Origin of the sequence: Lactococcus cremoris subsp. cremoris KW2 (assembly GCF_000468955.1) — a bacterium.
Taxonomy (GTDB): Bacteria; Bacillota; Bacilli; order Lactobacillales; family Streptococcaceae; genus Lactococcus; species Lactococcus cremoris.
The window spans coordinates 1,504,790-1,517,769 of sequence record NC_022369.1 but is presented as its reverse complement, the minus strand read 5'-3'; the positions used below and the strand labels follow the sequence as shown (position 1 = coordinate 1,517,769).

The 12,980-nt window shown below is 36.3% G+C and carries 10 protein-coding genes; all 10 read left to right on the top strand.

Annotated features, from left to right (window positions below; translation table 11 throughout):
* The first annotated feature begins 93 nt into the window (after nucleotides 1–93).
* The 10 genes from KW2_RS07180 to guaA all read left to right on the top strand — a co-directional run bounded on the left by KW2_RS07180 (nucleotide 94) and on the right by guaA (nucleotide 12,771).
* Nucleotides 94–1,545 (top strand): ABC transporter substrate-binding protein, encoded by a 1,452-nt coding sequence (locus KW2_RS07180; protein WP_021037467.1) that lies wholly within the window; start codon nucleotides 94–96, stop codon nucleotides 1,543–1,545.
* A gap of 78 nt (nucleotides 1,546–1,623) precedes the next feature.
* On the top strand, nucleotides 1,624–2,595 hold the full coding sequence (locus KW2_RS07175) for a family 20 glycosylhydrolase (RefSeq protein WP_021037466.1): 972 nt from the start codon (nucleotides 1,624–1,626) through the stop codon (nucleotides 2,593–2,595).
* Nucleotides 2,592–4,184, top strand: a complete 1,593-nt coding sequence (locus tag KW2_RS07170) for a glycoside hydrolase family 13 protein (protein ID WP_041168645.1) — start codon at nucleotides 2,592–2,594, stop codon at nucleotides 4,182–4,184. Before KW2_RS07175 ends, KW2_RS07170 begins: the two co-directional genes overlap by 4 nt.
* A 21-nt stretch (nucleotides 4,185–4,205) precedes the next feature.
* Nucleotides 4,206–6,455, top strand: coding sequence for an endo-beta-N-acetylglucosaminidase (locus KW2_RS07165; RefSeq protein WP_021037464.1), 2,250 nt, complete (start codon nucleotides 4,206–4,208; stop codon nucleotides 6,453–6,455).
* A gap of 15 nt (nucleotides 6,456–6,470) precedes the next feature.
* Entirely contained in the window at nucleotides 6,471–6,977 is a 507-nt protein-coding gene (locus tag KW2_RS12275; RefSeq protein ID WP_021037463.1) for a discoidin domain-containing protein, read from the top strand.
* A 102-nt stretch (nucleotides 6,978–7,079) separates the two neighbouring features.
* Entirely contained in the window at nucleotides 7,080–7,688 is a 609-nt protein-coding gene (locus tag KW2_RS07160; protein ID WP_021037462.1) for a YesL family protein, read from the top strand.
* 32 nt (nucleotides 7,689–7,720) lie between these two features.
* Nucleotides 7,721–9,160 (top strand): glycoside hydrolase family 1 protein, encoded by a 1,440-nt coding sequence (locus KW2_RS07155; protein ID WP_021037461.1) that lies wholly within the window; start codon nucleotides 7,721–7,723, stop codon nucleotides 9,158–9,160.
* Nucleotides 9,161–9,201: 41 nt separating this feature from the next.
* Complete coding sequence (locus tag KW2_RS07150; protein WP_011676447.1) at nucleotides 9,202–10,071, top strand: ROK family protein; 870 nt, start codon at nucleotides 9,202–9,204, stop codon at nucleotides 10,069–10,071.
* A 73-nt stretch (nucleotides 10,072–10,144) separates the two neighbouring features.
* Nucleotides 10,145–11,020 carry a fructokinase ScrK gene (scrK, locus tag KW2_RS07145; RefSeq protein ID WP_021037460.1) on the top strand — a complete coding sequence of 292 codons (876 nt, stop codon included), beginning with the start codon at nucleotides 10,145–10,147 and terminating at the stop codon, nucleotides 11,018–11,020.
* 209 nt (nucleotides 11,021–11,229) lie between these two features.
* The gene (guaA, locus tag KW2_RS07140; RefSeq protein ID WP_011834939.1) at nucleotides 11,230–12,771 is read left to right on the top strand and encodes a glutamine-hydrolyzing GMP synthase; all 1,542 of its coding nucleotides are present in this window, start codon (nucleotides 11,230–11,232) and stop codon (nucleotides 12,769–12,771) included.
* The last annotated feature ends 209 nt before the right edge of the window (nucleotides 12,772–12,980 follow it).

Genomic DNA, 12,980 nt, shown 5'->3' with positions numbered 1-12,980 from the left:
GCTTAGTTAGCAGAGTAAATTTAGACGCTTAAAGAAAGCGCAAACATTAATAAAGTTAAAAAAATTGGGGAAACCCTAAAGGAGCATAATCTAATGAAAAATTATCAAAAAGTTGCACTTGGTACCGTATCAGTGCTTGCAGCCTTTACACTTGTGGCTTGTGGTTCATCTGCAAAGTCAAAAAGCGGTTCTGGTAACACCACTTTGCATATGTACCAAATTGGTGATAAACCAGACAATTACACGGAATTAATGGCTAACGCTAACAAAATTCTCGAGAAAAAAGCTGGAGTAAAATTGGACATTAGCTATATTGGCTGGGGGGATTACGCGCAAAAAATGAACGTTATCGTTTCCTCTGGTGAAGCTTATGATATTGCCTTTGCTCAAGATTACGCTACGAATGCAGCTAAGGGAGCATTTGCTGATTTGACTGATTTGGCTCCTAAATATGCTAAAACGGCTTATAATGAGTTAAATCCAGCTTATATTAAAGGGAATAAAATTAATGGTAAGCTCTATGGTTACCCTGTAAATGGTAATATTTATGCTCAACAAGTCATTACATTTAATAAGCAATATTTGGATAAATATAACCTCTCTATTGACGGAGTTAACTCATTTGCTTCAGCCGAAAAAGTAATTGAGGAATTCCATAAAAAAGAACCTAATGTTGCAGCCTTTGCTATTGGTCAAGGATTCAAAACACCAGGTAATGTTGACTATGTTCTTGGAAATGGATTGCCATTTGCTGTAGATACAACAGGAGATGGTAAAAAAATCCAAAATGTTTATGATATCCCATCGTACATTGACAATTTGAAGAAAATGCATGATTACTATACTAAAGGTCTGATTCCAGCCGATGCCGCAACTTCAAATACTGCTTTTGACTTGAACTCAAATAACTGGTTCGCTCGTGTTGAAACACAAGGTCCTTACGATTATGGCGATACTATTTTAACGCAAGCAGCTGGACAAACGCTTGTTTCTAAAGCAGTTACTGAACCTTTGATTACAACTGACCAAGCGCGTGTGGCTAACTTCGTTGTTTCTAATACCTCTAAACATAAAGAAGATGCCGTTAAAGTATTGGGTCTAATCAATAGTGATGCTGAACTTTTAAATGGCTTAGTTTATGGTGTTGAAGGACAACAATGGGAAAAAACAGGCGATAAGAAAATTAAATTACTCCCTTCATACAGTGAAGGAGTAAAACACATGGCGGCTTGGAATACAGGAAACAATGCTATTCTTTACACTACAGATGCAGTGACAAATGATATGATTACGAAACGTGACCAATCAATTAAAGATGCCAAAGTTTCACCATTGCTCGGCTTTACTTTTGACCAATCAAAAGTGAAATCTGAAATTTCTAACTTGTCAAACGTGATGAGCCAATATTTAGACCAATTGAATACAGGTTCTGTTGACCCTGTTCAAACTTTACCTAAACTCAAAGCTGAATTGAAAAAAGCAGGTTATGACAAAGTAGAAAAAGAAATGCAAAGTCAATATGATACTTATCTTAAGAATAAATAAGAGGTAAACTAATCCAAGATCTCCTTTCTAAATTCATTTTGAAACTAGTTTGGAGGTCTTATTTTATTTGAAATTATTATGGAAAAAGGACTATTAGTAGATCTTGGACGGAAGTATTGGTCATTAAAAGAATTAAAAAACTTAATACTTTTACTCCAAGAACACAAATTGACTCATTTACAACTTCATCTGAATGAAAATGAAGGTTTTGCTTTAAATTTTACTGACAGTTTGGTCAGTAAAAGCTATTCATACAGTGAAATAAAGGAGCTTAGAGCTTTTGCAAAGCAGCATGAAATTACACTAATTCCTGATTTTGATAGCCCAGGTCACATGAGCCATTTACTAAAATCAAAACCGGAATTTGCTTTACCTGACACTAATCAACAAGCCGTTGATGTCACTAATCAAGCAGCTATTGATTGGCTTTTGAAAATTATTGATGAGATAATTGATTTTTTTCCAGATTCAAAGATTTTTCATATTGGTGGCGATGAATTTATTGATTTCCGTCAGATTGAAAACTATCCTTATTTGCTTGAAAAAGCGCGTCAAAAATATGGTTCTGAGGCAAGAGGTTTAGAGTATTATTATGAATATATTAACCGGTTGGCAAGACATTTAGATCAAAAAGGAAAAAGAGTCCGTATTTGGAATGATGGTTTTTTGCGAAAAGATAAGCAAAGTTTAATTCCATTGACCAAAGAAGTTGAAGTTTGTTATTGGACAAACTGGGAAAAGGGAATGGCTGATATCAAAGAATGGCTATCTGCGGGATACTCCCTGATTAATTTTTGTGACAATGACCTTTATTACGTTTTGGGAGAACAAGCAGGATATTCTTATCCAACTGCAAAAAAACTAGAAAATGAGGGAAATATTCAAAAATTTTCTGGTCAGCAATGGTTAAATAAAAACGAAATGAAGTCTGTCAGAGGAACTTACTTTTCAATTTGGGCAGATGAGCCTAATGCTAAGTCTGTCAGTGAAATATTAGATGAACTCACAAAAATACTTCCAATATTTACGAAAATTTATGGAGAAAAATAATGAAAAATTGGTGGAAAAAGGCTGTCATTTATCAAGTTTACCCTCGCTCTTTCAAAGATTCAAATGATGACGGGGTGGGCGATATCAATGGAATTACTGAGCAACTAGATTATCTTAAAAAGCTAGGAATAGATGCCATTTGGCTTTCGCCGCTCTACCAATCTCCTATGGTCGATAATGGCTATGATATCAGTGATTACTATAAAATAGACCCATTATTTGGAAAAATGAGTGATTTTGATGAACTTTTAGAAAAAGCTAAAAATATTGGGATTCGACTTATCATGGATTTGGTGGTGAATCATACTTCTAACCAGCATTTGTGGTTTAAAGAAGCCAGAAAATCCAAAGATAATTCCAAAAGAGATTTTTATATATGGCGTGATCAGCCTGTGGGTGAGCGCAGAAATTGGACCTATGATTCAAGCACTCAGCAATATTATTTTCATCTTTTTAGCCCTCAACAACCAGATTTAAATTGGGAAAATGAGGAGCTTCGCAAAGAAATTTATAAGATGATGAATTTTTGGTTGGATAAGGGAATAAGCGGTTTTAGATTAGATGTGATTGATCTGATTGGGAAACAACCAGATCAGGGAATTACGGTTAATGGTCCTAAACTTCATGAGTATTTAAAAGAGATGAATTTAGCAACTTTTGGAGCTAAAGATTGTTTGACCGTTGGCGAAGCTTGGTCAAGTTCACCAGAATTAGCAAAATTATACAGTAGTCCTAATCGTCAGGAACTTTCAATGGTATTTGGATTTTGGCATTTATTGACTTCGGCAGGAAATGGCAATAAGTGGGAAAAATTACCTTTGAACGTTTCAAAATTTAAAGAAGCGATGGCGGCTTGGCAAAAACTGAATCCGAATGAGGCTTGGAACTCTCTCTTTTTAGGAAATCATGATTTACCACGAATTGTATCATTTTGGGGAGATGAAGGAGAAAATAGAGAAAAATCAGCCAAAGCCTTTGCAATTCTTTTTCATTTGATGCGTGGGACACCATTTATTTATCAAGGAGAAGAGTTAGGCATGACCAATTTTCCATTTGAAAACCTGTCAGAAATTAACGACCTTGAATCCCATGAATATTTTACTGACAAGAAAAATGAAGGAAAAACAGAAGCAGAAATCATAAAAATTTTACGAGAAATGAGTCGGGACAATGCGAGGACGCCCATGCAATGGACAAGTGAGCAAAAGGCTGGTTTTACAAATGGTAAACCTTGGCTGACTGTTAATCCCAATGCCGCAGAAATCAATGCTGATCAAGCTGTCAGTGATTCTGACTCTATTTTTTACACTTATCAAAAGTTAATTGAACTTCGTCACAAAGAAGATTGGTTAGTAGAAGCAGACTTTGAATTAATTGAAACTACTGACAAAATCTTTGCTTACTTAAGAAAAACAGGGACAAGAAGTTTTCTTGTTCTGGCAAATTTATCAAAATCACCACAGCATTTTCAAAGTTCTTATGTCAAAAAAAATGAGATTATCAGTAATGACAATTTTCCAAATTTACTGACAGACTTAGAAATTAAACCTTGGCAAGCTTTTGCTCTGGAAATTGAAAATGTTGATTAATAAATTTTATTGGAGGATTCCATGAAAATGTCGAGAAAAACTTTTATTAAATTGTGCCTTTCCACAGGGCTTCTAGCTTCTATCACCCTTCTATCAGCTTGTAGCGGTGGTTCAGCAACTCATGTCAAAGCAAATTATAAAGTCACGGCCGAGGCTATACCCGATTTCCAGAGTAAAAATGCCCCAATTTCTTCCTATTGGATGCCGGATAAATTTTTAGCATGGTCAGCAGAAAATGATAAAGATTTACTTTACAATAAATCCACTGTTCCGCTGGCTAAGCGAATTTCCTCTGAAAAATTAAGTCCCTCTAATCAAAATCAAAATAAGAAAACAAAAATTGTCGCTTTGTCAATGATGAACTCGCAAACTTCAGGAAATCCTTCACGTGGCTCAACAAAATTTGACTCTTATACATTTGATTATTGGCAATATATTGATACCTTGGTTTACTGGGGCGGTTCTGCTGGAGAAGGTATTATTGTGACACCATCAGCGGATGTTATTGACGAAGCACATAGAAATGGCGTCCCAGTTCTTGGAACAATTTTCCTGCCACCTAAAGAATACGGTGGAAAAGTGGATTGGGTCAAAACAATGCTCAAAAAAGATGCAAATGGTCAATATCCATTTGCCAAGCAGATGGTAAACATTGCGAAAACTTATGGTTTTGAAGGTTGGTTTATCAATGAAGAGACTCAAGGATTAAATGCTGAAGATGCGGCTAATATGAAAGCCTTGATTCAACAAGTTAAAAAAGCAGACCCAAACCTGCAAATTATGTGGTATGATGCCATGACTAAAGACGGTAAAGTTGATTGGCAAAATCAATTGAATGACCAAAATGCAACTTTTGTTCAGGATAAAGCAGCAGATGCAATGTTTTTAAATTTCTGGTGGACTGAAAATAATTTGGCTGACCAAAAGCTACTTGAAAAATCAAATCTCTATGCTAAAAGTCACAATATTGACCCATATAATATTTATGCCGGAATAGATGTGCAAGCAAAAGATGTTCAAACGCCAGTTAAATGGAACCTTTTAGAAAAAGGAAGTCAGGAAACCCAAACGTCAATTGGTCTATATGCAGCGAGTGCGACCTATACTAACGCAAGCAGTTGGGATGATTTTCAAAATCGAGAGTCAGCCTTCTGGGTGAATCAAAAAGCAGACCCTCGTCAAGTTGATACCTCCGTCAACGAATCGTGGACAGGGCTTTCCAAATATGTACTGGAAAAATCAGCAATAAACGGTGATGAATTCAAAACGAATTTTAACCTCGGAAATGGTTATAACTATTTTAAAGATGGTCAAAAAATTTCCGAAATGGACTGGAACGATCGAAGCTTAGCAGGAATTTTACCTTCTTATCGTTGGACGATTGATAATGAGGGAGATAATAAAATCACTCCAAGCTTTGATTTTGCAAATGCTTATAATGGGGGCAATTCACTTAAATTTATGGCTGAACACTTAGCTGCTGGAAAAGCTTCAACAGTGACCCTGTTTGCTAGCGATTTACATATCGCTAAAGGAGCAAAATTTTCCGTCAATATGCGTTCAGACCAAGCTGTAAAAGTATCGACAATCTTAGAACTAGCAAATGGGAAAAAAGTGAGCATTGCAGGTGATAAGGAGCTGACTGATAAATGGTCAGAAGTGAATTTTGATATTAAAAAATATGAAGACCAAAAGATTGAGAAAATTGCTTTAAAACTGACCGCTGAAAAATCAATGGATTTCAAGGCCATTAATTTGGGCGAAATGACCTTAACTAATGGTCAAAAAGTGAAACAAATTTCGCTCTCTGATGCGAAAGTAACCGATGAAGCTTTTGAAGAAGAAGGAACTGTAGGTGGTTTTAGACTTTCTTGGCAATCAGATGCAAATAAAAATAATCTTTATGGATATGAGATTTATCAATTAAATGATGATGGAAGTAAGGAATTTTTAGGAGCAAGTAATATTAATGCTTTCTTTGTGAATGCTTTAAAACGGGGGAAAAACATCAATTCGACAAAATTTGAAATTGTCTCAATTAACAAATCTGGAGAGGCTGGTCATTCAGTGACTACTTCTATTAAGTGGCCAGATAATTCACTACCAAAAGCAGCTTTTGTGGCAGATAAAACAGTTGTAAAAGTGGGTGAACAAGTGACATTACTTAATCAGTCTAATCTGGCTACGACTAAGTACAAATGGGAAATTGAAGGGGCAAGTCCAGCTACTTCAACTGAAAAAAATCCTCAAGTAAGTTTTGCTAAAGCATGAACTTACTCAGTCAAATTGACCGCGATTAATGAAAAAGGACAAGAAAATACAATAAGCCAAACCGCCCTGATTACCGTACTCGATCAGCCAGTAGAATTGACTAATTTTGCTTTGAATCAATCAGTAAAAGTAGACAGCTTTACGAATGAATCTGAATCAGGTCCCAAGGCGGTAGATGGAAAATTAGATACCAAGTGGTGTGCCGTCGGTCCAAGTAAACATAATATTACGATTGATCTTGGAAAATCTGAAAAAATCAATCAAGTCCTGATTGACCATGCCCAAAAAGGGGGAGAATCGCCAGATATGAATACTTCTGATTACACCATTGAGCTTTCAAATGATAATCAGAATTGGACAGAAGTAGTCAATGTGAAGAAAAATAAACTTGGCGAAACAAAAGATTCTTTCAAACAAACAGAAGCCCGCTATGTTAGAATCACAGCCATTAAACCAACACAAGGAGCAGATAGCGCTGTTCGTCTTTATGAAATACAAGTTTTAGGATTAAAAAATAGCTAAAAATGCAATTAGATAAATAATGAAAAGGCTATCATGAAAACCCTAACATTTCATTGGAAAAGTGTTATAATGAAGTAATAAAAGTTAGAAAGTTATAGAAAAATGATTGGAAAAGCACTAGAAGAATTCTTCATTCGAATTTGGGTCGTTGTCAAATTGACCTTGATATTTTGGCTCTTAGCTCTTTCAGGACTCCTTGTCCTAGGGATTGGTCCAGCCTTTAAAGTAGTAACAGAGCTCTATTTAGAGCATGGCTTTGAATATAAGTCAATCTCAGTTAAACAGGCTTATCAGATCTTTAAGCGAGATTTTTTACGGGCAAATTTAATCTTCTGGTTTTATACAGCATTGAGTTTGCTATTAGCCTATAATCTTTATCTTTCCGTTCAAATTCAAGGATTGATGTTTATAGTGATTGACTTTATATTATTTTTTGGCATAACTTATCTGATGACCGCTTTTGAATATTCAATGATTTTTGATAGTCAGTTTGATATCAGTTTTGGCAATTTATTAAAAATGAGTTTTATTTCTAATTTTATTAGTTTTAAAACCTACCTAAAACTCTTATTTGGAATAGTGGTAATTTGTGTTTTAACTTGGCGTTTTAAAGGCTTAATTTTATTTGGATTAATCGGCCTACTACAAGTTTATTCTTTAAGTGTCACAAAAGATTGGCGCTTGAAAATAGAAGAACAATTAGCAGAATAAAAATTAAGAAATATTTGAGAGGACGATTAACAATGGAATTGAAATTCCAAGAAAATTTCCTTTGGGGAGCTGCGACAAGTGGCCCTCAAACTGAGGGACGATTTAAAAAACAGCATGACAATGTTTTTGATTATGATTTTGACCATTATCAAGAGCGCTTCTGGGGAGCAATAGGTCCAGACACTGCCAGTAATTTTTTTAATGACTTTCGTGAAGATATAAAATTAATGAAAGCTGCTGGTCTAAAGTCTATAAGAACAAGTATCCAGTGGTCTCGCTTGATTGATGACTTAGAAAAAAATGCCTTAAATGAGAAAGCAGTCGATTTTTACAATGCTGTGATCAATGAATTTATAGCTCAAGGCATTCGTCCGATGATAAATTTGAATCATTTTGACTTACCTGTCGAATTATTACATCGTTATGGAGGTTGGGAAAGTCGTCATGTCGTTGATTTATATGTTGGCTTTGCTGCAAAATGCTTTGCGGAATTTAGTGACCGAGTGGTTGATTGGTTTACTTTTAATGAGCCAATGGTCGTCGTTGAATGTGGTTATCTCTTAGGTTTTCATTATCCTGATATTGTGGATGGGGAAAAGGCTGTTCAGGTAGCTTATCATTTGCAACTGGCTTCAGCTCTTGCAATAGAGCAATACCGAAAAATCAATCAAAATCCTGAAGGACGAATTGGGATTATTTTAAATCTAACTCCTGCTTATCCAGCCACTGAAAAAATAGAAGATTTAAAAGCAGCAGAAATGGCGGACCTCTGGCAGAATCGACTCTTTTTAGATGCGTCAGTAACAGGAGAATTTCCTGAGGAATTAGTCAAAATTCTGTCAGAAGAAAATGTTTTATGGTCAGCAGAATCAGCAGATATAAAATGTATAAAAGAAAATAAAATTGACCTATTAGGAGTCAATTATTATCATCCAAGTCGTCTGCAAGGACCTGAATATTCCAGTGATAGTCTAGCACAAGATTGGCGTCCAGATAAATATTATGCCACTTACAATAAACGAGGGGTGCGCATGAATGCTGACAGGGGATGGGAAATTCATCCTCAAACCATTTATGAAATTGCCAAGCGAATCCAAGAAGATTATGGAAATATTCCTTGGTTTATTTCTGAAAATGGGATGGGCGTGGAAAATGAAGAACGTTTTAAAAATGAAGAGGGTCAAATTCAAGATGATTATCGAATTACTTTTACGACAGAACATCTTTATTGGCTACATAAGGCAATTCAAGAAGGTTCAAATTGTTTTGGATATCATGTGTGGACACCAATTGACTGTTGGAGTTGGCGAAATTCTTATAAAAACCGCTATGGCTTGATTAGCTTAAATGTTCATACTCAAGTCAAAACTTTAAAAAAATCTGCTTATTGGTATAAAAATTTAACTGATTCATCACTTTTACAAGTTCCCAATTCGATTTTAGAAAAGTATGATGAAGTTTTAAAAAATTAAGTAGAGGCAAAAATTCATAGAAGAACTTTAGGAGGAAAAAAATGTCATTATTAACAATCGATATTGGTGGAACCAGCATTAAATATGCAAGATTTGCTGACGGAAAATTAGGAGAAGAAGGTGCTTTTGGTACTCCTGATAATTTAGAACAGTTTTATCAGTCTCTAACGGCAGTAGTTGAGCAATTTAAAGAAAATTCTGATGTTTGTGGAGTAGCAATTAGCTCTCCTGGAGCAGTTAACAAGGCTTCTGGCGTGATTGAAGGAGCAAGTGCTCTACCTTATATTCATGATTTTGAAATTCATGCTGAACTTGAAAAACGCTTTGGTCTACCCGTATCGATTGAAAATGATGCCAATTGCGCGGCCCTCGCTGAGGTGAAATTTGGCGCGGCAAAAGGTCTTTCAGATGTCCTTTTACTTGTTCTTGGTACGGGCGTTGGAGGCTCTGTTGTAATGAACGGGAAGGTTCATCATGGGAAACATCTCTTTGGTGGTGAATTTGGTTTTATGCTCATGGATGATGAACATTCGTTTTCAGATTTAGGAACAACCATACGGATGGCTGAGCGCTATAATAAACGCACAGGAGAAGAGCTTGATGCTATTGAAATCTTTGAAAAAGCCTTTAATGGCGATAAAATTGCGAATGAAGAAAAAGATATTTTTCTATACAATGTCGCCAAAGGAATCTTCAACCTGACCTATTCTTTTGACCCTGAACGAGTTATTATCGGGGGAGGGGTATCCCAAGCAGAATGGCTAATTCCAGAACTTCAAAAACAATTGAAAAAAATTATGGAAATTATTGAAGTCGCCACTTTTATGCCAGAAATTGTAACCTGTGAATTTAGAAACTCTGCCAATTTAATTGGTGCAGCAGTAGATTTTTCACAAACTTATAATAAATAATCACTGACAGAAAGTCTTTCACTAAAATATAGGAAATAAAATCTAAAAAGTAACCAAAATATAGGAAAATATTATGACAAAACATTATGGCTCAATTGAAGCAGGCGGAACAAAATTTGTTCTTGCGATTGGCGATGAGCATTTTAACATTTTAAAAACAAACCAAATTCCAACAACGACACCTGAAGAAACAATTTCTAAAACAATTGAATTTTTCAAAGAAAATCCTGTCAGTTCTTTGTCAGTTGGTTCTTTTGGACCGATTGATATCAAACCCGAAAGCCCGACCTATGGCTATATAACAACCACGCCAAAAGCTGGTTGGGCTAATGTTGACCTCTTAGGAAAACTCAAAGCCGCACTTGATATTCCCATGGTTTTCACTACTGACGTTAATAGTTCAGCTTACGGTGAAATGATTGTGACTGGCGGAAAATCATTGGTTTACTTCACAATCGGAACAGGAATTGGCGGAGGAGCTGTGCAAGATGGGAAATTTATTGGTGGATTTTCTCATGCAGAAATGGGTCATCAGTATGTGAAACGTCATCCAGATGACCTCGAGTTTGCAGGAGTTTGTCCATTTCACGGCGATTGTCTAGAAGGAGTTGCAGCTGGCCCATCACTTGAAGCCCGTTTAGGTATTCGTGGAGAAGATATTCCAACTGACAGCAAAGTTTGGGAGATTCAAGCTTTCTACATTGCCCAAATCGCTGTTAATACAACCTTAGCACTTGCGCCTGAGAAAATTGTTTTTGGGGGTGGTGTCATGACTCAAACGCACATGATTGAGCGGGTGCGCAAAGAATTCACAAAACTAATGGCCGGTTATGTCCATGTTCCCTATTTACTGACAGATTATATTATGACTCCGTCAGTTGCTAATAATGGTTCAGCGACAGTAGGCAATTTTGCTTTGGCAAAAGAATTAGATGAAAAAAATTACTGACAGCTCTGTCAGTAGTTTTTCATTTTCGTCAGTAAAAAATAAATGTAATCACTATCATACGATTTTCCCAAAAATTATTTTATTTATTCATAAATATCTCTGCAAAATAGAAGAAAATATGTTAGAATAAGTCTAATAAAATATTTGAACAAAAGTTCGAACTTTCCAATAGGAATTCGGACTTTTGCACCTTATAAGAGGAGGGTCCCTTGTCCGACACTACACTTGAAAAAATCATTGTACTCGACTATGGTTCACAATACAATCAACTTATTGCGCGTCGTATCCGAGAAATCGGTGTTTTCTCAGAACTCATGAGTCACAAAGTCACAGCCAAAGAAATTCGTGAGATTAATCCAATCGGTATTATTCTTTCAGGCGGTCCAAATTCAGTTTATGATGAAGGTTCATTCGATATTGACCCTGAAATCTTCGAACTTGGTTTGCCAGTTCTTGGTATTTGCTACGGCATGCAATTGATGAGCTACAAACTTGGCGGTATGGTAGAAGCAGCAGGCGAACGCGAATACGGCGTTGCACCACTTCAACTCACTGAAAAATCAGCATTGTTTGCAGGAACTCCAGAAGTTCAAGATGTTTTGATGAGCCATGGTGACCGTGTAACAGCTATTCCTGAAGGTTTCCACGTTGTCGGAACTTCACCAAACAGTCCATTTGCTGCTGTTGAAAATACAGAACGCAACTTGTACGGCATCCAATTTCACCCAGAAGTTCGTCATTCAGTTCACGGAACAGAAATGCTCAGAAACTTTGCGCTTAACATCTGTGGAGCCAAAGGGAACTGGTCAATGGAAAACTTCATTGATATGCAAATCAAAGATATTCGTGAAAAAGTTGGCGACAAAAAAGTACTCCTTGGACTTTCAGGCGGTGTAGATTCATCAGTTGTGGGTGTTCTTTTACAACGTGCCATTGGTGACCAATTGACATCAATCTTTGTTGACCACGGTTTCCTTCGTAAAGGCGAAGCTGACCAAGTCATGGAAACATTGGGCGGAAAATTTGGTCTTAATATCATCAAAGTAGATGCTCAAAAACGTTTCATGGACAAACTTGTTGGCCTTTCAGACCCAGAAACAAAACGCAAAATTATCGGTAACGAATTTGTTTATGTTTTTGATGATGAAGCAAACAAATTAGAAGGTGTTGACTTCCTGGCTCAAGGAACACTTTACACCGATGTCATCGAATCAGGAACAGATACAGCTCAAACAATTAAGTCACACCATAATGTTGGTGGACTTCCAGAAGACATGCAATTCCAATTGATTGAACCATTGAACACACTTTTCAAAGATGAAGTTCGTGCGCTTGGAACACAACTTGGAATGCCTGATGAAATCGTTTGGCGTCAACCTTTCCCAGGTCCAGGACTTGCCATTCGTGTCCTTGGTGATTTAACAGAAGAAAAACTAGAAACTGTTCGTGAATCAGATGCAATTCTTCGCGAAGAAATTGCTGCTTCAGGACTTGAACGTGATGTTTGGCAATATTTCACAGTAAATACAGACGTGAAATCAGTCGGTGTCATGGGAGACCAACGGACATATGACTATACATTAGCCATCCGTGCCATCACTTCAATTGATGGAATGACAGCTGACTTTGCCCAACTTCCTTGGGATCTTCTCCAAAAAATCTCAAAACGTATCGTCAATGAGGTTGACCACGTCAATCGCATCGTCTACGATATTACGAGCAAACCACCAGCAACTGTTGAGTGGCAATAGAATAAAAAAACTGATAGCAACTTATTGTTATCAGTTTTTTTGTTATTAAAAATAAGAAGCGTTAGTTTAAACTGGCGTTTTTTGCTATCAAGAACATGCAAGATATTAAGAGGTAGGTAAGTACATTAGAAGTAACATAGACAACATTTCCTAATGAATATCATAATATTAGGTAAAAAAGTAAAAATGAAAGCGCTATAATTCTATTA